This window comes from Saccharothrix hoggarensis, from assembly GCF_052936025.1.
In genome coordinates, this window is sequence record NZ_CP193624.1 from 7474592 (window position 1) to 7498000 (window position 23409).

Sequence of the window (23409 nt, forward strand, 5' to 3'; positions counted from 1 at the left end):
GCTTTACTGGATCGATGCCGCACACTGGCCCCGTGAACGAGCACAGCCGGCAAGCCGAGCGGATGCGGTTGGCGGAGTCCGACTCGCCGACCGCGCCGTGGCGTCTCTGGGGCCCCTACCTGGCCGGACGCCAGTGGGGGACGGTCCGCGAGGACTACTCGGCGGGCGGGGACGCGTGGACGTCCTTCCCCTTCGACCACGCCCGCGCCCGGGCCTACCGGTGGGGCGAGGACGGCATCGCGGGCATCTGCGACGTGCACGGCTTCCTGAACCTGGGCGTCGCTCTCTGGAACGGCCGCGACCCGATCCTCAAGGAGCGCTACTTCGGGCTCACCAACAACGAGGGCAACCACGGCGAGGACGTCAAGGAGCACTGGTGGGTCACCGACGGCACGCCGACGCACTCGTGGATGCAGGTCGTCTACCGGTACCCGCAGTGTGAGTTCCCCTACGCCGAGCTGCGCGAGATGGCCAAGCGCGCCGGCCGCAACGAGCGCGAGCCCGAGCTGTCCGACACCGGCGCGCTGGACGAGAACCGGTTCTTCGACGTCCGGATCAGCTACGCCAAGGCGGGCCCGCGGGACATCTGCGTCGAGCTGACCGCCACCAACCACGGCCCCGACCCGGCCCCGCTGCACCTGCTGCCGCAGTTCTGGTTCCGCAACACGTGGGCGTGGGGGCGGGACGACCGCAAGCCGACGCTCCGGGCGTCCACGCGGGACGGGTGGCGGCGGATCACCGCCGAGCACGGCGCGCTGGGCCGCTACACGCTGCACGTCGAGGGCACGCCGACCCTGCTGGTCACGGACAACGAGACCAACGAGGTCGAGCTGTTCGGCGCCGCGGCCAACCCGACCCGCTACACCAAGGACGGCGTCGACCGGTACGTGATCCGGCAGGACGCGACGGCGTGCCAGGTCGTCGGGCCGGACGACACCAGCGAGCCGGGCACGAAGGTCGCCGCCTGGTACTCGTTCGACCCGGTCGAGCCGGGCGAGTCGGTCACCGTGCGGCTGCGCCTGGTGGAGGGCGACGGGCACCTCGACGCGTTCGGGCCGAGCTTCCAGGACACCGTCGACCAGCGGAAGGCCGAGGCCGACGGGTTCCACCAGACCGACCTGGACCCGAAGCGCGCGGCCGTCGTGCGGCGCGCGCTGGCCGGGTTGATGTGGACCAAGCAGCACTACCGCTTCCGCACCCGCGAGTGGCTGGACGGCGACCCGGCGCAGCCCGCCGCGCCGACGTCCCGCAAGAACATGCACGCCCGCAACGCGCACTGGCGGCACTTCGACGTGGCCGACGTGATCTCCATGCCGGACGAGTGGGAGTACCCGTGGTTCGCCGCGTGGGACCTCGCCTTCCACACCGTGCCGTTCGCGAAGGTCGACCCGGCGTTCGCCAAGGAGCAGCTGCTCCTGCTGTGCCGCGAGTGGCTGATGCACCCGAACGGCCAGCTGCCCGCCTACGAGTGGGAGTTCGGCGACGTCAACCCGCCGGTGCACGCGTGGGCGGCGTTGCAGGTGTACCGGTCCGAGGAGGTCAAGGACCGGAAGTTCCTGGCCAAGGTGTTCCACAAGCTGCTGCTGAACTTCTCGTGGTGGGTGAACCGCAAGGACGCCGACGGCAGCTACCTGTTCGAGGGCGGGTTCCTCGGCATGGACAACATCGGCCCGGTGAACCGGTCGGAGCCGATGCTCGGCCAGTGGCGGCTGGAGCAGTCGGACGCCACGTCGTGGATGGCGGCGTACAGCCTGCACCTGATGCAGATCGCGCTGGAGCTGGCGCGGCACGACGAGTCGTACGAGGACGTGGCCACGAAGTTCGTGGAGCACTTCCTGAGCATCGCCGAGGCGTCCACGCAGTTCGGTTCGGGCGGGCGCGGCATCTGGGACGAGACGGACGGCTTCTGCTACGACGTGGTGTCGCGGCGGCTGCCGGACGGGCACGTCGAGTCGCAGCCGGTGCGGGTCCGGTCGATGGTGGGCCTCATCCCGGTGCTGGCGTGCGCGGTGCTGGAGCCGTGGGTGTTCGAGGAGCTGCCGGAGTTCGGCCGGCGGCTGGAGCACCTGCTGTCCCGCCGGCCCGAGCTGCAGCGGTTCGTGAGCCGCAGCGGCGGCGGCGCGATGCTCAGCCTGCTGGACGAGCGCAAGCTGCGCCGGGTGCTGAGCCGGATGCTGGACGAGGGCGAGTTCCTCTCGCCGCACGGCATCCGCAGCCTGTCCGCGGCGCACCGCGAGGGCCTGGAGGTGCAGGTCGCGGACCAGGAGCACCGGATGGGCTACGAGCCGGGCGAGTCGCGCACGCCGATGTTCGGCGGCAATTCCAACTGGCGCGGCCCGGTCTGGTTCCCGACGAACGCGCTGCTCGTGGAGGCCCTGCGGACCGTCGAGGAGTTCCACGGCGGGAAGTTCCACGTGGAACTTCCCACCCGCAGCCAGCGGCAGGTGACCGCGGGCCAGGCGGCGGACGAGCTGGTCAGGCGGCTGGTGGCGTTGTTCCTGCCGGACCACGACGGGCGCAGGCCCGCGGACGGCAAGCGGATCGAGTCGACCGACTCGCCGCTGTGGCGCGAGCACGTGACCTTCAGCGAGTACTTCGACGGGGACACCGGCGAGGGATTGGGCGCGACGCACCAGACGGGCTGGACCGCGCTGGTCGCCAGCTTGTTGACGGATCGTCGTCACACGGGCGCGGTAGGTGAATCAATTGTGTGATTTAACCCAAACGGCTGAACATCTTGTTGCTCAACGTGGCTTGTGACGCAAGATTCATGCGCACCGAAGCTCTGTAACACGCACGTGCTGTGCACCCAGTCACCCAAGTGGCAGTATGCCGAACACTCGACCGACACAGTTACGAGGAGTGACGCCGTGGCCCGTCGTACCAGGCACGCTGCGCTCGCCCTGTTCCCCGTGCTCGCCCTGGCGGCCACGATGACGGCGTGCGCGACCAAGGTCAACACCGGCTCGCAGGACAGCGGGTCGGGCATCACCCTGGTCCAGAGCGGCAAGCTGGTCACCTGCACCCACCTGTCCTACAAGCCCTTCCAGTTCTCCGAGGGCGACAAGACGGTCGGCTTCGACGTCGACCTGGTCGATCTGGTGGCCAAGGAACTCAACGTCACTCAGGAAATCTTCGACACGCCGTTCGAGAACATCACCTCGGGCACCGTGTTCGCGACCAGTGAGTGCGACCTGGCCGCGGCCGGGATGACGATCACCGAAGAGCGCAAGAAGGCGATCGACTTCTCCGACCCGTACTTCGACGCCTCCCAGGCGTTGCTGGTGAAGAAGGACTCGCCGGTCAAGGACCTGCCCGACCTGAAGGGCAAGCGCCTCGGCGTCCAGCAGGACACCACCGGCGAGGAGTACGCCAACAAGAACGCCGAGGCCCACGGCTACACCGTCGTGGAGTTCGAGGACCTCCCGCTGCTGGAGACCGCCGTCCGCACCGGCGCGGTGGACGCGGCGATCAATGACAACGGCGTGCTCTACGACTACGCCAAGGAGTTCCCGGACACCGCGGTGACCAGGGAGTTCGAGACCGGCGAGAGCTACGGCATCGGCCTGAAGAAGGGCAACACCGCCCTTCAGGCGAAGGTCAACGAGGTCATCAAGAAGGCCAAGGAGAGCGGCGAGTACGACCGGATCTACGAGAAGTGGTTCGGCAAGAAGCCGGAGAAGAAGTGACCGGTTGACCGCGGGGCCGGTGCTCATGGGCACCGGCCCCGTCCTTGTCCGATCCCTTTTCGAGGAGCGCCGAGAAGATGGCCATGTCCAAACGGCGGAGGGCCATCGCCTTCCGCCGCGCGCAGTACGCACTACTGATCGTCATCGTCCTCGCGGTGGCGGTCTTCGCCGACTGGGGTGAGATCCGGCAGTCGTTCTTCGACGCCGACACCGCGAAGGCGATGTTCCCCACGATCATCACCAGCGCGTTGGTGAACACGATCGTCTACAGCGCCTTCGGTTTCGCCATCGGCCTCGGCCTCGGCCTGCTGCTGGCGCTGATGAAGCTCTCGCCGGTCGCGCCGTGGCGGTGGATCGCCACCGTCTACATCGAGTTCTTCCGCGGCGTGCCCGCGCTGCTCGTGTTCGTGGCGCTGAGCGTCGCGGTGCCGCTCGCGTTCGGCCTGAAGTTCGAGATCAACTCGACCGCCGGCCTCGCGCTCGGCATCGTCGGCAGCGCGTACATCGCCGAGACGATCCGCGCGGGCATCCAGGCCGTGCCGAAGGGCCAGATCGAGGCGGCCAGGTCGCTGGGCATGTCCCAGGGGCGCACGCTGGTCACCGTCGTGATCCCCCAGGCGTTCCGGATCATCCTGCCCCCGCTGACCAACGAGCTGATCATGCTGATCAAGGACTCGTCGCTGATCAGCGTCGTCGGCCTGGCCACCTCGGACTACGAGCTGACCAAGCTCGGCCGCGAGACGCTGAGCCGGTCGCCCACGATGACCCCGCTGCTCATCGCCGGCCTGTGCTACCTGATCATCACGTTGCCGCTGGGCCACCTGTCCCGGTACCTGGAGCGGCGCACCGGCGGGCGGAAGATCAGCACGCCCGAATCGAGCGGGTTGGGGGTGTCGGCGTGAGCGACGTCGTCGTCGAGGTCACCGGGCTGAAGAAGTCGTTCGGCCCGCTGGAGGTGCTGAAGGGCATCGACCTCAAGGTCAACCGCGGTGACGTGGTGTGCATCATCGGCCCGTCGGGTTCCGGCAAGTCGACGCTGCTGCGCTGCGTCAACCTGCTGGAGGAGCCGACCGGCGGCAAGATCGTCGTGGACGGCACCGAGCTGACCGACCCGGACGTGGACATCGACGCCGCGCGCACCCGCATCGGCATGGTGTTCCAGTCGTTCAACCTGTTCTCGCACCTCAGCGTGCTGAACAACCTGACCGTCGCCCAGCGCAAGGTGCTCAAGCGCGACGCCAGGAAGGCCCAGGAGGTCGCGCTGCGGAACCTGGAGCGGGTCGGGCTGTCGGACAAGGTGAACGCCATGCCGGGGCAGCTGTCCGGCGGCCAGCAGCAGCGCGCGGCGATCGCGCGGGCGCTGTCGATGGACCCGGACGTGATGCTGTTCGACGAGCCGACGTCGGCGCTGGACCCGGAGCTGGTCGGCGACGTGCTCGGCGTCATGCGGCAGCTCGCCGACGAGGGCATGACGATGCTCGTGGTGACGCACGAGATGCAGTTCGCCCGCGAGGTGGCCGACCGGGTGCTGTTCATGGACGGCGGGTACGTCGTGGAGGAGGGGCCGGCCGAGCAGGTCATCGGCGCTCCCCGGCACGAGCGCACCCAGTCGTTCCTGGCCCGCGTGCTGGACCCGACGAACCAGGGGCCGCGCGCCTGACGCAGTGCGCCGAACCGGCCACGCGGTGCGTCGGTCGCCCCTATTGTCGATCTCATGGCAGAGGTGGGGGCGCGGGGGCTGGACGTGTTCGACCCCAGCCCGCCGCGCTCCGCCCGCATGGCCGCCGCCGAGGTGCTGCGCGGCGTCGCCGAGCCGGACGGGCCGTGGCGGTTACCCCGGCGGCGGGCCGGGATGCCGCCGGTGGTGCGGGTCGCCGACCGGTTCCTGACCGGCACGCTGGACCTGCGCGCGGTGGAGTTCCCGTACGTGCTGGAGTTCGTCCGCTGCCGGTTCGAGGAGCCGCCGGACCTGCGCCAGGGCAAGCTCGCCGGGATCGAGTTCGCCGACTGTTGGCTCCCCGGCCTCGCCGCCCGCAACCTGAGCAGCGCCAACGACGTGTCGCTCGTGGGCAGCACCGTGGAGGGCCTGGTCGACCTGGTCGACGCGGAGGTGGCCGGCTCCCTCACGCTGCGGGACGCCGAGCTGAGGGCGCCGGGCACGATCGCGCTGCACGCGGACCGGTTGAAGCTCGCGGGCGGGGTGCTGGCGCAGCGGGTGCGGGTCACCGGTGAGCTGCGGATGGCGGGCGCGCACGTCGGCGGCTACTGCAACGTCAGCGGCGGCCTGCTGGACAACCCGCTCAAGCACGCGTTCAACGGCACCGGCCTGCACGTCGGCGGCAACCTGCTGATGAGCGGCTGCACGCTGAACGGCACCGTGCTGCTGGCGGGCGCGCGGGTCGACTCCGCGCTCACGCTGCGCGGCTCGACCGCGGCCGGCGGCCGGGCGGACGACGACGCGCTGGACCCGCACTCCGACCCGAACGCCACGCTGGTGTTCGACCGCATCACCGTGGACGGCGACGTGCAGCTGGACCGCGGGTTCACCAGCGCCGGCACCGTGCGCATGGTCAACGCCGCGGTCGGCGGCACGCTCTCGCTGTCCGGCGGCGCGTTCGACGCCCTGGGCGAGTCGACCCCCGAGCCGACCGGGTACGGCCGCGCGCTCGACACGGGCGCCGCCGAGCCGACGGGCTACGGGCGCGCGCTGCACCTCGACGGCACGCAGGTGGGCGGCGACCTCATCGGACGCCAGGCGCGCGTGCGCGGGCAGCTGAGGATGGTGGACTTCCAGGCCAAGGGCAGCCTCATCCTCGACGGGTCCACATTGGACAACCCGCGCGCGGACGCCGTGCTGGGCAACAGGTCCCGGATCGGCAGCAACCTCGCCGCGCGCGAGGTGGAGGTCACCGGCGGGCTGGAGCTGCGGGGCGTGCGCATCGGCGCGAACCTCGACCTGCGCGGCAGCCGGATCACCCAGCCGGGCCGCTACCGGCACCAGCCCGCGGGCAAGCCGTCGTTGGACGTCGGCGGCGCCGCGATCGGGCGCGACCTCATCTGCGCGCGCGGGGCCAAGGAGTTCGTCGCGCACGGCGGCGTGCGGGCGAGGCGGGCGACGGTCGGCCGGATGGCGACGTTCGCGGGCGCCGTGCTCGGCGACAAGCTGGACGCGCACGCGCTGAACCTGCTCGGCATGCAGGTGCAGGAGCTGGTGGTGACGCCGATCGGCCCGCCGCGCGGCGACGTGACGCTGCGGCAGGTGCGCTGCACGTCGTTGGACGACAACGAGAACTTCTGGAGCGCGACCGGCCGCATCGACCTGGAGGAGTTCCGCTACGACTCGCTGCGGAACCCGATCGACCTGCGGGACGACGCCGAGGTCGAACGGCGGCTGCGCTGGCTGCGGCAGGCGATGCGGCGCACGTACCGGCCGGGCCCGTACGACCAGTTCGCCGAGATGCTGCGCGCGGCGGGCAACGACGAGCACGCGGCGACCGTGCTGGTGGAGAAGCAGCGGCTGCGGTACCGGGCGGTCGCCGAGGGCCGCCGCTGGCTCGGCCCGCTGGTGCTGGTGTGGAGCTGGCTGCAGCGCGCGATGGTCGGCTACGGCTACCGCCCGGCCCGCGCGTTGGCGTGGCTGGTGGTGATGTGGCTGGCGGGTAGCGCCTACTTCGCGTCCGGGCCGGAGCTGTCGGAGATCAACGAGCAGGACAAGCTGACCTGGAACCCGTGGCTGTTCACCATCGACCTGCTGGTGCCGATCGTGGACCTCGGCAACAAGAACCGCTGGCACACGCCGGACGAGTCGCAGTGGATCGCGGCGGGGCTGATCGCGATGGGGTGGGTGCTCGCGACCACCGTGGCGGCCGGCGTCACCAGGGCGTTGAAGCGCTGACGCGACGAGCCCCGCCCGGCTGGATGCCGGACGGGGCTCGTCGGTGTCGCGACCCGGTGGACTAGTGCACGGCGATCGGCTTCACCCGGTCGCTGTCCTCGTCCACGTGGTAGTCGTCGGCCTGCGTCTGGTCCGTCCCGTTGGACACGCGGGTCCGCTTCGCGATCAGCGTCACGATGACGGCGACCAGCAGGTTCACCACGATGGCGATCGCGCCGACGTAGATCTGCACGGTGGACGCGCCGAACGGGTGCCACCCGAACAGCGACAGCTTGCCCAGCGGCAGCGCGGAACCGGCGAAGTGCGCCTTGCCGGCGGCCGGGTTGCCGATGTTGTAGAGCAGCCACATGCCGTAGCCCATGCCGGCGACCCAGCCCGCGATGAGGCCCCAGATGTGGAACCACCGCGTGTACAGCGCGATCGCCACGGCGGGCAGCGTCTGCAGGATCATCACGCCGCCGATGAGCTGCAGGTCGATGGAGAACTGCGGGTCGATGAACACGATGAACGCGACCGCGCCGAACTTCACCACCAGCGACGCCAGCTTGGCCTGCTTGGCCTCCTGGGCGGGCGTGGCGTCCTTCTTCAGGTACTCCTTGTAGATGTTGCGGGTCCACAGGTTCGCCGCCGCGATCGACATGATGGCGGCGGGCACCAGGGCGCCGATCGCGATGGCCGCGAACGCGACGCCGGCGAACCAGCTCGGGAACTCCTGGCCGAACAGCACCGGCACGATGGTGTTCGTGTCCGGGCGGCCGGTGGCCTGGTTGGTGATCGGCTTGACGCCCGCGCTGATGGCGACGAAGCCCAGCATCGCGAGCAGGCCCAGGAGCAGCGAGTACGCGGGCAGCGCCACCATGTTCCGCTTGATCACGTTGCGGCCGCGCGAGGCGAGGATGCCGGTCAGCGAGTGCGGGTAGAGGAACAGCGCCAGCGCCGAGCCCAGCGCCAGCGTCGCGTACTGGAGCTGGTTGTTGCCGTTGAGGATCGTCCCGTCGGCCTTGCTCTCGGACGCGGCGTACTTCGCCTGCGCGGTGTCGAAGATCGCGCCCCAGCCGCCGAACTTGGACGGCAGGTAGATCACGGCCACGAGGATCACGATGTAGATCAGCGTGTCCTTGACGAACGCGATCAGCGCGGGCGCGCGCAGGCCCGACTGGTACGTGTAGAGCGCGAGGATGACGAACGCGATGAACAGCGGCAGGTGGCCGAGGATGCCCGAGCCGTTGAGGCCCATCGTGCGCAGCACGGCCTCCAGGCCGACGAGCTGCAGCGCGATGTACGGCATCGTGGCGATGATGCCGGTGATCGCGACCAGCAGCGCGAGCCAGTGCGAGCCGTACCGGCCGCGGACGAAGTCCGCCGGCGTCACGTAGCCGTGCACGCGGGAGACGGACCACATGCGCACCAGCGGCAGGAACACGATCGGGTACAGGATGACCGTGTAGGGCAGGGCGAAGAAGCCCATCGCGCCGGCGCCGAAGACCAGGGCGGGCACGGCGACGAACGTGTACGCCGTGTACAGGTCACCGCCGACCAGGAACCACGTGATCCACGAGCCGAACTTGCGCCCGCCGAGGCCCCACTCGTCGAGGTGGTCGAGGGTGTCGCCCGCCTTCCACTTCGCCGCGACGAATCCCAGGACGGTGACCAGCAGGAACAGCGCGCTGAAGACCACCAACTCGGTCCACTGCATTACTTGGCCCCCTCGTCCAGGTCGTCCACGCTGAGCAGGTCCGGCTTGCCCTTGACGACGGGTTCGTCCTTGGTCTTGATGTAGACCAGGCCCACGCAGAGGACACCGACCGGAACCCACGCGAACTGGTACCAGTAGAAGAACGGCAGCCCCAGCAGCCTCGGCTCATCGGAGTTGAACCAGGGCGTGACGAGCATGAGCAGCGGAACGAGCAGAAGCAGGTTCCAGTTGCTCCAGCGGAGGCTGGATTTTCGAGCTGACGACATGTGCCCCTCCGTACGGCGGCCCGGTGACGCGGTGTCGCGCATGCTAGGCCGGAGGAGGGACAGTAGTCACCATGTCAGGTGGATTACCTACCGGTGAAGTAGTTGGATCGTGACCAACGATTCGTTCACCGCAGGTGGGTCACCAAGTGGTGCTCGGCGCGGTCGAAGTAGGTCAGCAACGCCTCTTCGGCCTGCCGAACCCGTCCCGCGTCGAGGTGGTCCACGATGGACTGGTTCAGCGGCAGGTAGTCCCGGTGGAACTCCTCGGGGTCGCCCATGACGTGGAACGCCAGGCGCACCTCCGCGAGCAGCCGCTTCATCTCCTCGTCCAGCCGGGCGCTGCCCGCGAGGGCGGTGAGGGCCTGGTGGAACTTGACGTTCGCGGTGCCGACGCCGGTCCAGTCGCCCAGCTCCCGGAACCGCGCGCCGAGGGCGACGGCGTCGCGGACGGCCTGCCGGGCCTGCTCGGACACCGCGGGCCAGTGCCGGACGGCGCCGCACTCGATGACGCGGCGGGCGGCGTAGAGGTCCACGACGTCGGACGCGCCGGGGCGGCGCACGAACACGCCCTTGCTGTACTCGTGCACGAGCAGGCGTTCGTGGGTGAGCAGGCGGAACGCCTCGCGCAGCGTGTTGCGGGAGACCCGGAGGGCTTCGCCGAGCGCCTTCTCGTTGAGCTGCTGACCGGGCTTGATGTCGCCGTCGAGGACGCTGGAGCGGAGCTTGTCCGCGACCCGCTCCGCCGTGCTGGAGCGGTCGATGTCGCCGCGGTCCCGCGCGAGGGTGCTCAGCCAGCTGTCTGCCTCTGCGGTCGTCATGCGATCGAGTCTAGTGGGGCGGTGAGTCGAATGGAGTATTGCTGGATTGTTGAACGATCCTTAGATTGAACAAGCGGTGAGGGGAGGTCCCGTGGACCTGAACGCGGATGTGGGTGAGGGCTTCGGCCGTTGGGCGCTGGGTGACGACCACGCCTTGCTCGACGTCGTGACCAGCGCGAACGTCGCGTGCGGGTTCCACGCGGGCGACCCGGAGACGATGCGGCGGACGTGCGAGCGGGCCGCCGCGCGGGGCGTCACCGTCGGCGCGCACGTCGGGTACCGGGACCTGCACGGCTTCGGCAGGCGATTTGTCGACGTGTCCCCGGAGACGCTGACGGCCGACGTGCTGTACCAGCTGGGCGGTCTGGACGCGTGCGCACGGGCGGCGGGGACGCGCGTCGGCTACGTGAAGCCGCACGGGGCGCTGTACAACGCGCTCGTGCGGCACGAGGCGCAGGCCGACGCCGTGGTGGACGCGGTGCGGGCGTACGACCCGACGTTGCCGGTGCTCGGGCTGCCCGGCGCGGTGTGGCTGAAGCGGGCGCGGGTGGCCGGGCTGCCGGTCCGGTACGAGGCGTTCGCGGACCGGGCGTACACGGCGGCGGGGACGTTGGTGGACCGGCGGCGGCCGGGCGCCGTGCTGCACGACGTGGGCGAGATCGCGTCCCGGTGCGTGGGGCTGGCGACCGAGGGGCGGGTGCGGGCGGTCGACGGGCAGGTGCTGCGGATGCCCGTCGACTCGATCTGCGTGCACGGCGACAGCCCCGGCGCGGTGGCGGTCGCGCGGGCGGTGCGGTCGGCGTTGGCGGAGGCGGGCGTGACGCTGGGCCCGTTCGCCGGTGGGCTGGACCGGCTGAGCGCCTGAGGTCAGGTCCTCGCGGGCGGGTGCGCCGGGGCGACGCCCATGCGTTCGAGCAGGCCGAGGATCGCGTCCACCGTGTCGAGGGTGTGGCCGGGACCGATCCGCTCGCGCATCGTGCCGAACACCAATCCCGCCTCGAAGTGCAGCGGGGAGGGCAGGCTGTGCGCCTGGGCCAACAGGTACTCGACGACCTCGGGGGTGAACCCGCGGGCCACGGCGGCCGGGTCACTGGTGAACACGGCGAACCGGGCGTCGAAGGGGCCGGGCGGGAACGCCACCCGGTGCCACCCGCCTCCCGCCGCCACCACCGTCACCGGGACTTCGCGGACCAGTTCGCCGCCCTGGGCTTCGATGTTGCCGGGCGCCAGCGGGCGTCCCAGGAAGTTCGTGCCCCCGTGGACGCGGCGGCTGATCTTCATCGGCGTCACCGGCGCGGTGGCCACCTCGACCCGGTGCTCGTGAGCCGTGCGCGTGCCATTGTCGGCGGCCTTCTCCACCGACGCCTCACCCACGCGCACCGACCACCCGTCGCGCCGGAAGTCGAGAGTGGTTCCGAAGCTTCCAGGCGACGCCACGCCCAGCTGGTTGACCAGGCCGTCGGTCTCGCTCCTCATCGGCTCCAGCAGCTCGGCCGACCACGGGCGGGCCGCGGCCGGATCGACCACGCTCCCACCGAGGCTGCGCGCGAACGCGGCCACCGCGTCGAAGTGCGCCCGCTCCTCCTTCCGATCACCGCGCCACCTCCACCAGAGCAGGAGGCCGTACAGGGCCAGCATGACGGCGATGAGCGGAGCGAAGTCGAGGAGGTACTCCATCAGATGTCCAGATACCCCTCGGTCTGCTGCTTCGACTGGTCTTCGCCGGTGGCCGGCGTGCGGGGTGGACCGGCTCGAACGCCCGGGTCAGGCCCACACCGGCGGGTGCGCCGGGGCGACGCCCATGCGTTCGAGCAGGCCGATCAGGGCGTCGACCCGGGCCAGGGCCTGGTCGGGGATGATCCGGTTGATCAGGGTGCAGAAGAGCAGGCCCGCCTCGAAGTGCAGCGTGAAGTACATGTCGTTGAACTCGGCGAGCAGGTGTTCGGCGACCCGCGGGTCGAACAGGGGCGCCACGGCCGCCGGGTCGCTCGTGAACACGGCGAAGTTCGTGTCGAACGGGCCCGGCGGGAAGGAGACCCGGTACCACCCGCCTCCCTCCGCGGCCACGGTCACCGGGACCTCGCGGACCCTCTCACCGCCCTGGGCCACGACGTGGTCCGGCGGCAGCGGACGGCCGAAGAGGTTCTTGCCGTCGTGGATGCGACGGCTGATCTTCATCGGCGTCACCGGCGCGGTGGCCACCTCGATGCGGTACTCGTAGGCCGTGCGGGTGCCGTTGTCCGCGGTCACCTCCACCGACGCCTCGCCCACGCGCACCGCCCACCTCCCTCGCGGGAAGTCCACGGTGAGCCCGAAGCTCGTGGGCGACACCTGGTTCAGCTGGTTGACCAGGCCGTCGGTCTTCCTCCTCATCGGCTCCAGCAACCCGGCCGACCACGCGTGGGCTTCGGCGGGATCGACCAGACGTCCGCCGAGACCGCCCGCGAACTCGGCCAGCGCTTCGGCGTGCGCCTGCTCGCTCTTCCGATCGCTGCGCCGGCGCCACCAGTGCCCCAGGGCCAGCAGGCCCACCATGATGGCGACGATCGGCAAGATCTCGACGTAGGTCTCATCCATGATCAGATGTCCAGGTATCCCTTGGTCTGCTGCTTCGACTGGTCTTCACCGGTGGCGGCGTACTCGTCCGCCTTGTCCCGGGCGGCCTGGTTCCGCAAGGGCTTGTCGATGCCCGCGTTGTCGCCCGTGCCCGCGCCGACCTGCGACGCCGCCGCGTCGGTGGTCGCGGTCCACATGGACCTGCCGAACCCGTCGTGCAGCCGCTCGCCGACCATGCCGTTGTCGGACCAGAGCTTGTCCACCATCGACTTCTTGTCCCCGGCCTGCGCGGCGACGTTCCTGGCCCGCTTGTCGGCCATGGAGCGCTGGAAGCCGGCCTTCACGTCGCCGGCCCGCTTGCTCAGGCTGCGCAGGAAGTCGAGGATCCTGGTCAGGAACTGCTTCAGCTTGGCGACGATCCGGGCCACCCGGCTGCCGGTGGTGGCGACCCGCACGCCGGTCGCGGCGCCCGCGGCGGCGGTCGACGCCCCGAAGCTCGGCACGGCCGCCGCGAGCGCGGGGATCCAGATCATGACCAGCCAGGTGATCAACTCGGTCAGGATCGCCTTGATGAAGTCCTCGACGATCGTCATGATCATGCTGGAGATCTGCAGCATCCGCGCGATCTCACCGGCCTGACCGGCGACGCCGTCGATGCCGCCGGCGAACTCGCCCAGCTTCGTGGCGGCCGCCTCGGACGCGGAACCGCCCCAGCTCGTCACCGAGTTCGCCAGGTCGCTGTCGAACTTCTCGCGCAGCCGCACCACGCCCTGGCCGATCGCGTTGAAGTTCTCCGCCGCCTGCGCCAGCGCGGGGCCGTCGCCGCTGACGAAGTGGATCGCGTCCTCCAACGGCTGCACCACGCTGATCAGGAAGTCCAGGCCCTGCCCGACCAGCCAGCCGATCGGGTCGGTCGCGATGCCCAGGGCGGAGGTGCCGAGCGATGCGACCAGCGCCGAGCCCTCGGAGGCCAGGGCGGTCGCCTCGGAACCGCCGCCCTCCGCCGCCTTGCCCGCCGCTTCCTTGATCTTGAGGTAGTTGCCGTAGAAGGGGGCGGCCTCCGCCATCTTCTGGCTGGTGTCCTTCTCGCCGACGGTGATCTCGACTCCGCCGGCCTCGGTCTTCACTTCAGCCATCTCGCATCCCCCTACTGGCCGTCGAGCCGGACTTGCAGGCCGTTCAACAGCTGCTTCACGGCTTCTTCCTGCGCGTCGTAGTCCTCGGCCGCGCCGGTGAACTTGTCCGCGCCCGACTGCAGGCCGTCCTGGAGCGCCTGGAACAGCTCGGTGAGGTCGCCGAGCATCTGCGTGTACCGGTTCTTGGTGATGAGGCCGACCACGCCCCACGACTTCTCGCCCACGTCCGCCTTGGCCACGAGGCCCGCGATCTCGGCCGCGGTGGCGCGGTGGGCGTCGAGCTTGCCGGCGAAGTCCCGCAGCTCCTGGGTGTTGACGTCGAATCCGCCGCTCATCGGGGGCTCACCGGTCCTCGTCGTCGAAGAGGTTCAGGAAACGGCCGTCGTTCCGCGCGGGGCCGGGGCGCGCGGGTGGCGGTGGCGGCTGGTCGCCGTCGCGCAGGAACCCGCGCTGCGAGAAGTCGTCCGGCTCCTCGGGCGGCGGCGCGGGACGGCGGGGTGGGGCGGGGCGCGCGGCCGGGCCGGGTGGCGGCACGCGGTTCGGTCCCGGACCTGCCGCGGGAGGCGGCGGGGTCGGGTGAGGCGGGACGGGACGCGGCGGGACGGCGGGGGGAGGCGGGACCGCGGGGTACGGCGGGGCGGCCGGCGGCGGCTGCTCGACCATGGCGCGCATGTCCTGCGGCGTCACGCCGAACAGCTGGGCCTGCGTCTCCAACACCTGGTCGGTGAGGTTCAGGTCGTCCCCGAGCGCGGTCTCCACGATCCCGGCCTGGCGGCGTGCGGCCTCGGCGACGGCCTGGCGCAGCGTGCCCATCAGCGCGGCGGCCAGCGCGTGCGGCGGCCGGCGCATGGCCTGGTCGGTCAGCCGGATGTCCCTGATCGCGCCCGACGGGCCCGCCACGACGGTCACCGCCCGGTCGGGCGAGGTCGCGACCACTTCCAGCGCGGCCAGTTCCTGCTGCATCCGGTCGATGCCCTCGACCTGCTGGTCGACGCGGCGCAGCTGGGACTGGAACTGCTCGAACTGGGCGACGAGCTGGTCGAACTCGGCCGACACGACAAGACCTCCGGGCAGTGCTGGGACGTCGACGACACCGCGGCGCGCCGGTGAGCGGGGCCCATAGTGGCAAGGGATCACCACGCTTCGTGCCCGAACGGGTGAAAAGGGTGGCCGGTGATCCCTCCGACCGATCGGCGGCTTCCTCCACCCCACGGGGGTTGGGCAGCATCGGCGGGTGACCAGACGACTCCGCGCGGTGATGACGCTCACACTCGGTCTGACCCTCCTCGCCCTCCCCGCCGTCGCGCACGCGCAGCCCGCGCGGTGCTTCGACCCGAACGCCCCCACCACCGTGGAAGAGCAGCGGCTGGACGACCGGCTCACGCCCACCGGACCCGAGGTGGGACCGGAACTGGCGCGGTTGGGCGGGTTCGACGACGACGTCAGCCGGTTCGCCGCACGGCTGTGCGAGCCGATCTCCCGCGCCCAGGCGTTCCACCACGCGCTCGCCGGCGGGACGGAGCTGTGGCGCACGGCGGTGCGGCGGGCGCAGTCCGCGCAGACCTGGGACTCCTACGACGACCGGCCGCTGTACTGGGCCCGGCTGCTGGCGACGAAGGCGCTGCGGCAGTGGCAGCCGAGCGGGTGGCGGCTCGGCGCGGCGGACCGGGCGAAGGTGGTCGACGCGTTCGACCGCGCGTCACGGGGTGTCTCGGACCTGCGGTTCGCGGACGGCGTCCGGCGGGTCGCGGTGACCGGGTTCGACCCGTTCCAGCTCAACGGCCCGTCCGTGCGGCGCAGCAACCCGGCCGGCGCGGCGGCGCTGCGGCTCGACGGGAGGGTGCTGGCCACGCCGTCCGGGCCGGTGGTGGTGGAGGCGGCCGTCCTGCCCGTGCTGTGGGGGGCGTTCGACCAGGGGATCGTGGAGCGGTTCTACGGCGGCGCGCTCGCGTTCCGGCCGGACGCGCTGGTCACCGTGAGCCAGGGCCGGCCGGGGCGGTTCGACGTGGAGCGGTGGGCGGCGCGGTGGCGGGGCGGGTACCCCGACAACAACGAGGTCGCGGCGCGCGGCGCCGTGCCGGACGCGGCGGGGTGGCCCCAGCCGGCGCACGAGTTCATCGAGACGACGTTGCCGCACCAGCGCCTGGTCGACGCCGGGACCACGCCGTTCCCGGTGTTCTTCAACCGGTCGTTCTGCGAGTGGCCGGTGGGCGTCCCGCCGGGCACGGGCACGCCGAGCTGCCGTTCCGACGAGCCGACGCCGGGCGCGGCGGCGGCCTCCGGCAGCGGCGGCGACTACCTGTCCAACGAGTCGATGTACCGGGCGAACCGGCTGCGGCTGGGCCTGGGCGCCACCGCGACCGCGGGCGGTCACCTGCACACGCCCGTGCTGGGGCAGCCCGCCGACCCGGCCGCGCTGACCGATCCGGTGTTCGAGCAGGACCGCCGTGCCATCGCCGATCAGGTGGCGGCGCTGGTGTCAGTAATCTGACCGGGTGAGGGGCTGGCGGGCGGCGGTCGTGGCACTGTCCGCGCTGGCGCTCGCCGCCTGCACGGCCCGGGTCTCGGGCGTGCCGGACGCCGAGGTCGTGTGGACGTCGATCGTCCCGACCGTCGACGAGCTGCCCAAGCCGGGCCAGTGCACGAACACCGGCCTCGACGTCCTCGACTGCGCGGCCGAGCACGAGGCCGAGGTCACCTCGGTCGGGCGGCTGGACGGGCTGACCGCCGAGTACCCGGAGGACCGCGACCTGCGCCGAGCCGCCCTGCCGCCGTGCCGCGCCGCGCTCACCGCGTACCTGGGCAGTTCCGACCACGACGCCACCCGGCTGCAGGCGCAGGCGCTCTGGCCGAGCCGCGACGGCTGGGCCAGGGGCGACCGCTGGCTCCTGTGCACGGTGGCGGAGTTGAAGCCGGACGGCAGCCGGGTGCGGCGCAAGCACTCGGCCAAGGACCTCCTCAAGGCGGCCGGGTTCAGCACCGTGCAGCTGTGCGCGACGGCGTCGCCGGGGAAGGACAAGGACGCGGGGATCACGGCGTGCGACCAGCCGCACCGGGCGGAGGCCGTGCCGGGCGTGCTGACGCTGGGCACTCCGCAGGACCCGACGCCGTCGCTGGACCAGGTGAACGCCAAGGCGGCCGAGCACTGCGCGAAGGCGGTCCGGAACTACGTCGGCGCGGCGCGCGAGGACGTCTTCGCGTCGTGGCGGGCGTTCGGCAGCCTGGCCTGGTCGGAGGGCTACACGTCGGCGGTCTGCTACGCCGAGGCCACGCGCCCGTTCACCGGGCGGCTGTGGGGCCTCGGCGCGAACCCGCTCCCCAGCTGACCCACAGGCTGTGCACAGTTCCATCCACACCCTGTGGACAACTAGCCGCGTCGTCCCGACAGCATCACCAGCAACACGCCCACCACGACCGGGATGCCGCTCTCGAACACCGTCCTGAGCACGGGCAAGAACGGGAAAGTCTCCAGTTCGTACAACACCGAACCGGCGAGGGCGGCCATCCCCATGACCAGTGGCGCGGCTGGGGACAGCTTCCCCGCGCACACCAGCGCCACCAGGAAGCCCGCCACCCCGAGCGCCACCAGACCCTCGGTCCGCGCCCCGTCCGCGAGGAGGTCGAGCGCGAACGCCAGGACGAACACCGCGGCCGCCGCGCCGACCGCCCCGAGCAGGACGCCGGCCACGTGCCACCAAGGCGATACCCGCCCGCGGGCGGGCTCAACCGCACCACCCGCCGGGTGGTACCGCTCGATCGTCGTGCTCGGCTCGGTCCGCGCCTCACGCAACCGGTCGTAGTGGAGGCCGCCGAGGAAATCGTCCTGTTGGGACATACCTCATTGGTACATCCGGACGAGTCGCGACGCGCGGTGAGCAACCAAAAAGAGACCCGGTGGACGTCGTTGGCCACCGGGTCTCACGCCCCAAGGGGGTCTCAGGGGTGCGGGCTCAGCCGAGGCGGAGCTTCAGGGCCTCCAGCTCGTCGCGCAGCGACGTCGGCACCTTCTCGCCGATCTTGGCGAACCACTCCTCGATCATCGGGATCTCGGCGCGCCACTCGTCGGCGTCGAACCGCAGCGCGGCCTCGACGTCCTCGCGCGGCGCGTCGAGGCCGTCCAGGTCCAGCTCGCCCGCCGTGGGGACGTGGCCGATCGGCGTCTCCACCGCGGCGGCCTTGCCCTCCAGGCGCTCGACGGCCCACTTCAGCACGCGCGAGTTCTCGCCGAACCCGGGCCACAGGAAGCGCTTGTCCTCACCGCGGCGGAACCAGTTGACGTAGAAGATCTTCGGCAGCTTGTCCGCGTCGGCCGACTTGCCGGTGTCGATCCAGTGCTGGAAGTAGTCGCCGGCGTGGTAGCCGATGAACGGCAGCATCGCCATCGGGTCGCGGCGCACGACGCCGGTCTTGCCGACGGCCGCGGCGGTCGTCTCGCTGGACAGCGTGGCGCCCATGAACACGCCGTGCTGCCAGTCGCGCGACTCCGTGATCAGCGGGATCGTCGTGGCGCGGCGGCCGCCGAAGAAGATCGCCGAGATCGGCACGCCGTTCGGGTCGTCCCACTCGGGCGCCTTGATGTCGCACTGGTCGATCGGCGTGCAGTAGCGCGAGTTCGGGTGCGACGACAGCTCGTCGCTGTCCGGCGTCCAGTCCTGCTTCTTCCACGAGGTCAGGTGGGCGGGCGGCTCGCCCATGCCCTCCCACCACACGTCGCCGTCGTCGGTGAGGGCCACGTTCGTGAACAGCGAGTTGCCCTTGGCGATGGTGCGCATCGCGTTCGGGTTGGTGTGGTAGTCGGTGCCGGGCGCGACGCCGAAGAAGCCGTTCTCCGGGTTGACCGCGTAGAGCCGGCCGTCCTCGCCGAACCGCATCCAGGCGATGTCGTCGCCCAGGGTCTCGACCTTCCAGCCGGGGATGGTCGGCTCCAGCATGGCGAGGTTGGTCTTGCCGCAGGCGCTCGGGAACGCGGCCGCGATGTAGTACGCCTTCTGCTCCGGCGACGTGAGCTTCAGGATCAGCATGTGCTCGGCGAGCCAGCCCTCGTCGCGCGCCATCACCGAGGCGATGCGCAGCGAGTAGCACTTCTTGCCCAGCAACGCGTTGCCGCCGTAACCCGAGCCGAACGACCAGATCATCCGCTCTTCGGGGAACTGCGTGATGTACTTGGTCTCGTTGCAGGGCCACGGGACGTCGTCCTGGCCGGGCTCCAGCGGCGCGCCGATCGAGTGCAGCGCCTGGACGAAGTCGGCGTCGTCACCAAATCGGTTCAGCGCCTTCGTGCCCATGCGGGTCATGATGTGCATCGAGACGACGACGTACTCGGAGTCCGTGATCTCCACGCCCAGCATCGGCTTCTCGGCGTCGAGCGGGCCCATGCAGAAGGGGATCACGTACATCGTCCGACCGCGCATGCACCCGCGGTACAGCTCGGTCATGATCGCCTTCATCTCGGCGGGGTCCATCCAGTTGTTCGTCGGGCCCGCGTCCTGCGGGTCCACCGAACAGATGAAGGTGCGCTCCTCGACCCGTGCCACGTCGGTGGGGTCCGACGCGGCCCAGAACGAGTTGGGTTTCTTCTTCAGCGGGACGAACGTCCCCGCGTCCACGAGCTTGGCAGTGAGCCGGTTCCACTCGTCCTGGGAGCCGTCCGCCCACACGACCTCGTCGGGGCAGGTCAGCTCGGCGACCTCGCGCACCCAGGACAGGAGGCGCGGGTGGTTGGTCGGTGCGTGGTCGAGACCGGGAATGGTCACTGCCGTCATCTCGTCTCGTCTCCTAGCTGAGCGCCAGCCCACGGTGGACGCCGTCGTCCTGGTGGGACGTCCTCGGGAATAGCTCCGCCCGCCCGGTGGAGGGCGTGCCGTTCAATGGGATAGACGGAGGTTAGCCGGGTTAATCCTCGGTAACGCACATCTGACCTGTCGGCTGGCTCACAAAACCGATTCTGGAATCGATTCAGCACCCGATCACCACAAATCGCCCTGTGACCTGGGCTTTAGTTCCCGGAATGCAAGTGCCGCCAGTGCGTCGATCGCCACACGTTCAGGTGTATAAACAGCGACTTCGTGAGAGCGCTCCCATGACCGCACGAAGAAATTGCTGCGGCACAATCTCCGGATTACTCGACCGTTTCAGGAACGGCGCACGCACGTTCCGGGTAACGCGATCGGCGACTGTTCCACCTGTGCCACAACGACTTCATCGATCACGCACAGCGCGCCACCGCGGTGGCAGACGATGTCCGATGTGCGCGTTCCCGCCAGGTCCACGCCGGTCAGGTCATCGGTCGAGGCGCTTGTAGTACTGGACCTGGGGGAACGCCGTGAAGCCCGCGCGTTCGTAGGTGCGGCGCGCGGGGGCGTGCCCGGGATCGCCGCCCGTGCCGACGACGGCCAGCGTGACGCCCGCTTCGCGGAGGCGGTCGACGGCGAAGGAGGTGAGGGCGGAGCCGATGCCCTGCCGCTGGTGGTCGGGGTCGACGGCCAGCATGTGGATCTCGCCGTCCCCCACCCGGATCGCGACGAAACCCACGGCGCGGTCCTGTTGGTCGGCCACCCACACGGCTGTCGCGTCGTCCCGGCAGACGTCCTCGACGGCTCGGGCCTGCGTCGACTCCCAGTCCGGGAACAGCGCGGTGTAGATCGGAACGCCCAGGGCGGCGCGGAACGAGGCGAACACCGGAGCCCACGCGCGCAGCGAGAACTCCACGACGGTGCCGATGTCGTCGGCCGTCAGCGGGCGGATGACCATGCGGCCATCATCGCGACAGGCGCACGACCCCCGCACTCGAATTCGCGGTCAGGTCCGCCTCGGCGCGGGCGATGGCCGCGTCGAACGCCGACCGGAAGTCGGCGATCGACGTGTCCTCCAGCTGGAAGCAGAACTTGTCGTCGGGGCCGAGCAGCTCGACCACCCCGTTGTTGACGTTGATCGTGCACACGGCCGCCTCGCCCCGGTCGGTCTGGCACCGGAGCAGCCACTCCCGCCGCTCGCGCTCCTTGCGGATCACCCTCTGCGCCACGCTTCTCTCCTACCTGGTTGTATGTCATCGAACACGCGGAGTAACCCCTATAGATTAGGGTTCAGATAGCCCGTTAGCGATAACCCGGTGGAGTGGACACATGGCGCTGGCGCGGCAGACCATCGAGCGCCTGCAACTCGGGCTCGCCCTCACGCGGCTGCGCAACCAGGCAAAGAAGTCACAAGGCGAGGCCGGCACGGCGATCGGGCGCACGCCCGGCCGGATCAGCCAGGTCGAGAACGGCAAAGGCGGGCTCGGCGTCGACGAGCTGGCCAAGCTCCTCGACTTCTATGGCGCACACGGCCGGGAACGCGAGACGATCCTCGCCCTCGGCGCCGCGGCCCGGCGGCGTGCACCTCGTCGAGGATATGTCGACAACCTGCCTGAGCCCTTCCAGCGCTTGGCGGAGTTGCAGGCCGCAGCCACCAAGGTCCGCTGGTACGAGTGCGGTGTGATCCCCGGCTTGGTCCAGTCGAAGGACTACGTCCGGGCGATCATGGCGCTGTCCAACTCGATCTACTGGCCCGATTCCGAGTCGGAGACCGCCGAGCGCACCGCCTTCCGCCTCGACCACCAGCGGCGGGTGTTCGAGACCGGCGCGGCCAAGCGGATCGAGATCGTCTTCACCGAGGACTCGCTGGACAACGTGGTCGGCGACGAGTCGGTGATGCGCGGCCAGGTGCTGCACCTGCTCCAACTGTTGGAGAGCTACCCGGACCTCGACTTGGGCGTGATCCCGGCGGGCACGTCGAACAACCCGGCGCTGGGCGGTGGCCTGGTGGTGCTGGACTTCGCGCAATCCACGCCGGTGAGCTTCGCGACCAGCCTGCACGGCCCCGCGCCCTACTACGATCAACCCGAGGACGTCGAGCCGATGCAGCGGATCTTCACCCGGGTCAAGGAGCTGGCTTTGAGCCGCGCGGACACCCGAGCGCTGTTGATCGAGCGGATCAGGGAGGGCACGTGATCGCGCGAGACACCGGGTGGTTCAAGAGCAGTCGCAGCTCCGGCGGTAGCAATGCCTGCGTCGAGGTGCGGTTGACCCCGGCCACCGTCGGCGTCCGGGACTCGAAGAACCCCGACGGACCGCACTTCGCGTTCACGTCCCGCGCTTGGGGCTCGTTCGTCAACCGGCTCGCCAACCGCTAGTAGACGGCCGACACGTCCCACTCGACGCAGGTCGGCCGGAGGCCGGTGCGCATGAACTCGCGCAACGCCTCCTGCCAGAGGTCCAGCGGCAGCACGGCGCGCCGCGGGAACTCGGTCATCACCGCTTTGTCGATGTACAACGACGGCGCGTCGGCAGGCGGTGTCCAGCTCTTGCACTCGGCTATCCACACCCCACCATCCGGGGACGTCCCGACGAAGTCCGGAGCCGATCCGGGTACGAAGTCGCGGGGTCCCATCGCCAGGATCGCGCCGACGCCGCCGGCGGCGTCGGCATCGACCTTGATCTGGTGATCAGGGCGTCCCCGACGACCGACCTTCGGCCGCTCGCGCGCCACCAAAACCGGTGGATTCGGTTGGTGGTTGGCGAGCACGTAGGCCAGGACTTCAGCCAACTCCGACTCGGATCGCACGGTCTGCGGCGAGTCCGAGGGCACCTCGGCCCGGTGGTACCAGACGTCAAGGGTGTAGCTCACGGTCGTCCCCCCTCTCAGGGAAGCGCCTCTTCCTCACCGGGTCGTACACGGTAAGCACCTGTCCGGGTAGCAGCACCGATTCCAGCAGCTCAGCGCAGCTTATCGGCCCGGTGCACACCAAGTTGTTCACGATCACCGTGGCACTGTCGGTCCCGCTGACACGTAATCGCCACGCCGCCTTCATCTCGACGTGCTTGGCGACCTCGGGAAACCCGGTTCGAGGCACTTCGTCCTGCTCGATCAGGAAGTTGGCGATCCGCCGGTGTTCGTCGTCGGTCTCACGCCCGCTTTGGACCAGTTCGCTGTAACCGTCCTCGTCGAACAACCACCCGCTGGTCACGTAGGTGGGAAGCGCCTTGCGCTGCTGCGTGTCCCAGCCATGTTCCGATGAGGTCTCGGTACGTCGGCCGACATCGATGGCCAGGTGAGCCGAGTAGTGCTCGGCACGGGCGATTCCCATCGCCAGCGCGTCACGAAATCGCGCCGTGCTGTCGGATACCTCAGTCCAGGCACCGACCACTTCGGCGGCATCCGCTTCGAGGGACGACGCCCCCTGGAAAGCCTCCTCGACGAGGCCGACCGCCTCGTCGGCGAGGTCACCGGCCGCCGTCAGCGCCACCACGGCGTCACGTGCCCTGGCCAACGCCGCGTCGATGGCGGCGGCGACTTCGGCGAGGCTCGCGGGCACC

At 70.3% G+C, this 23409-nt stretch carries 24 protein-coding genes; 10 read left to right on the plus strand and 14 right to left on the minus strand.

What is annotated here, in order from left to right:
• Positions 1-32: 32 nt before the first annotated feature.
• The 5 genes from ACRAKH_RS34245 (at position 33) to ACRAKH_RS34265 (ending at position 7584) form a co-directional block, all read left to right on the plus strand.
• On the plus strand, positions 33-2714 hold the full coding sequence (locus tag ACRAKH_RS34245) for an MGH1-like glycoside hydrolase domain-containing protein (protein ID WP_380725085.1): 2682 nt from the start codon (positions 33-35) through the stop codon (positions 2712-2714).
• 156 nt (positions 2715-2870) lie between these two features.
• Positions 2871-3689 carry a transporter substrate-binding domain-containing protein gene (locus tag ACRAKH_RS34250; RefSeq protein ID WP_380725083.1) on the plus strand — a complete coding sequence of 273 codons (819 nt, stop codon included), beginning with the start codon at positions 2871-2873 and terminating at the stop codon, positions 3687-3689.
• Between the two features lie 77 nt (positions 3690-3766).
• Positions 3767-4591, plus strand: coding sequence for an amino acid ABC transporter permease (locus tag ACRAKH_RS34255; protein WP_380725081.1), 825 nt, complete (start codon positions 3767-3769; stop codon positions 4589-4591).
• Entirely contained in the window at positions 4588-5349 is a 762-nt protein-coding gene (locus ACRAKH_RS34260) for an amino acid ABC transporter ATP-binding protein (RefSeq protein ID WP_380725080.1), read from the plus strand. Before ACRAKH_RS34255 ends, ACRAKH_RS34260 begins: the two co-directional genes overlap by 4 nt.
• 54 nt (positions 5350-5403) lie before the next feature.
• Positions 5404-7584 (plus strand): hypothetical protein, encoded by a 2181-nt coding sequence (locus tag ACRAKH_RS34265; protein WP_380725079.1) that lies wholly within the window; start codon positions 5404-5406, stop codon positions 7582-7584.
• A gap of 61 nt (positions 7585-7645) precedes the next feature.
• On the opposite strand, the gene mctP is transcribed toward ACRAKH_RS34265, so the two are convergent.
• The 3 genes from mctP to ACRAKH_RS34280 all read right to left on the minus strand — a co-directional run bounded on the left by mctP (position 7646) and on the right by ACRAKH_RS34280 (position 10364).
• On the minus strand, positions 7646-9280 hold the full coding sequence (mctP, locus tag ACRAKH_RS34270; protein WP_380725078.1) for a monocarboxylate uptake permease MctP: 1635 nt from the start codon (positions 9278-9280) through the stop codon (positions 7646-7648).
• Positions 9280-9546 carry a DUF3311 domain-containing protein gene (locus tag ACRAKH_RS34275; protein WP_380725077.1) on the minus strand — a complete coding sequence of 89 codons (267 nt, stop codon included), beginning with the start codon at positions 9544-9546 and terminating at the stop codon, positions 9280-9282. Before ACRAKH_RS34275 ends, mctP begins: the two co-directional genes overlap by 1 nt.
• Positions 9547-9671: 125 nt before the next feature.
• Entirely contained in the window at positions 9672-10364 is a 693-nt protein-coding gene (locus ACRAKH_RS34280) for a GntR family transcriptional regulator (protein WP_380725076.1), read from the minus strand.
• Between the two features lie 91 nt (positions 10365-10455).
• Here ACRAKH_RS34280 and ACRAKH_RS34285 point away from each other — a divergent pair, with 91 nt between their 5' ends.
• Positions 10456-11229 carry a LamB/YcsF family protein gene (locus ACRAKH_RS34285; RefSeq protein WP_380725075.1) on the plus strand — a complete coding sequence of 258 codons (774 nt, stop codon included), beginning with the start codon at positions 10456-10458 and terminating at the stop codon, positions 11227-11229.
• A gap of 2 nt (positions 11230-11231) precedes the next feature.
• On the opposite strand, the gene ACRAKH_RS34290 is transcribed toward ACRAKH_RS34285, so the two are convergent.
• From ACRAKH_RS34290 to ACRAKH_RS34310, 5 genes are all read right to left on the minus strand, one after another.
• The gene (locus ACRAKH_RS34290) at positions 11232-12041 is read right to left on the minus strand and encodes a hypothetical protein (RefSeq protein ID WP_380725074.1); all 810 of its coding nucleotides are present in this window, start codon (positions 12039-12041) and stop codon (positions 11232-11234) included.
• 87 nt (positions 12042-12128) lie between these two features.
• Positions 12129-12941, minus strand: coding sequence for a hypothetical protein (locus ACRAKH_RS34295; RefSeq protein ID WP_380725073.1), 813 nt, complete (start codon positions 12939-12941; stop codon positions 12129-12131).
• Between the two features lie 2 nt (positions 12942-12943).
• Positions 12944-14056: a hypothetical protein gene (locus ACRAKH_RS34300; protein WP_380725072.1), complete on the minus strand. Its 1113-nt coding sequence runs from the start codon at positions 14054-14056 to the stop codon at positions 12944-12946.
• Between the two features lie 11 nt (positions 14057-14067).
• Positions 14068-14391, minus strand: a complete 324-nt coding sequence (locus ACRAKH_RS34305; RefSeq protein ID WP_380725071.1) for an ESX-1 secretion-associated protein — start codon at positions 14389-14391, stop codon at positions 14068-14070.
• 7 nt (positions 14392-14398) lie between these two features.
• A complete protein-coding gene (locus tag ACRAKH_RS34310) occupies positions 14399-15112 on the minus strand; it encodes a YbaB/EbfC family nucleoid-associated protein (RefSeq protein WP_447009533.1) in 714 nt (237 codons plus the stop codon).
• Positions 15113-15290: 178 nt separating this feature from the next.
• Between ACRAKH_RS34310 and ACRAKH_RS34315 the strand changes: the two genes are divergently transcribed.
• On the plus strand, positions 15291-16547 hold the full coding sequence (locus tag ACRAKH_RS34315) for a hypothetical protein (RefSeq protein ID WP_380725337.1): 1257 nt from the start codon (positions 15291-15293) through the stop codon (positions 16545-16547).
• A 4-nt stretch (positions 16548-16551) separates the two neighbouring features.
• The gene (locus tag ACRAKH_RS34320; protein WP_380725335.1) at positions 16552-17382 is read left to right on the plus strand and encodes a septum formation family protein; all 831 of its coding nucleotides are present in this window, start codon (positions 16552-16554) and stop codon (positions 17380-17382) included.
• Between the two features lie 41 nt (positions 17383-17423).
• Here the strand turns inward: ACRAKH_RS34320 and ACRAKH_RS34325 are convergent, their stop codons facing one another.
• From ACRAKH_RS34325 to ACRAKH_RS34340, 4 genes are all read right to left on the minus strand, one after another.
• On the minus strand, positions 17424-17891 hold the full coding sequence (locus tag ACRAKH_RS34325; protein WP_380725333.1) for a hypothetical protein: 468 nt from the start codon (positions 17889-17891) through the stop codon (positions 17424-17426).
• A 115-nt stretch (positions 17892-18006) separates the two neighbouring features.
• Complete coding sequence (locus ACRAKH_RS34330) at positions 18007-19818, minus strand: phosphoenolpyruvate carboxykinase (GTP) (protein WP_380725331.1); 1812 nt, start codon at positions 19816-19818, stop codon at positions 18007-18009.
• A 517-nt stretch (positions 19819-20335) separates the two neighbouring features.
• Positions 20336-20806 (minus strand): GNAT family N-acetyltransferase, encoded by a 471-nt coding sequence (locus ACRAKH_RS34335; RefSeq protein WP_380725330.1) that lies wholly within the window; start codon positions 20804-20806, stop codon positions 20336-20338.
• 7 nt (positions 20807-20813) lie between these two features.
• A complete protein-coding gene (locus tag ACRAKH_RS34340; protein ID WP_380725327.1) occupies positions 20814-21077 on the minus strand; it encodes a hypothetical protein in 264 nt (87 codons plus the stop codon).
• A gap of 100 nt (positions 21078-21177) precedes the next feature.
• On the opposite strand from ACRAKH_RS34340, the gene ACRAKH_RS34345 reads away from it, so the two are divergent.
• Both ACRAKH_RS34345 and ACRAKH_RS34350 read left to right on the plus strand, forming a co-directional pair.
• A complete protein-coding gene (locus tag ACRAKH_RS34345) occupies positions 21178-22044 on the plus strand; it encodes a helix-turn-helix domain-containing protein (protein ID WP_380725325.1) in 867 nt (288 codons plus the stop codon).
• Positions 22041-22226, plus strand: a complete 186-nt coding sequence (locus tag ACRAKH_RS34350; RefSeq protein ID WP_380725323.1) for a DUF397 domain-containing protein — start codon at positions 22041-22043, stop codon at positions 22224-22226. The genes ACRAKH_RS34345 and ACRAKH_RS34350 overlap by 4 nt, the downstream gene beginning before the upstream one ends.
• Here ACRAKH_RS34350 and ACRAKH_RS34355 read toward each other — a convergent pair.
• Positions 22223-22720, minus strand: coding sequence for an Imm1 family immunity protein (locus tag ACRAKH_RS34355; RefSeq protein ID WP_380725321.1), 498 nt, complete (start codon positions 22718-22720; stop codon positions 22223-22225). The genes ACRAKH_RS34350 and ACRAKH_RS34355 overlap by 4 nt on opposite strands.
• Entirely contained in the window at positions 22704-23408 is a 705-nt protein-coding gene (locus ACRAKH_RS34360; RefSeq protein ID WP_380725319.1) for a DddA-like double-stranded DNA deaminase toxin, read from the minus strand. The genes ACRAKH_RS34355 and ACRAKH_RS34360 overlap by 17 nt, the downstream gene beginning before the upstream one ends.
• Between the last annotated feature and the right edge of the window lies 1 nt (position 23409).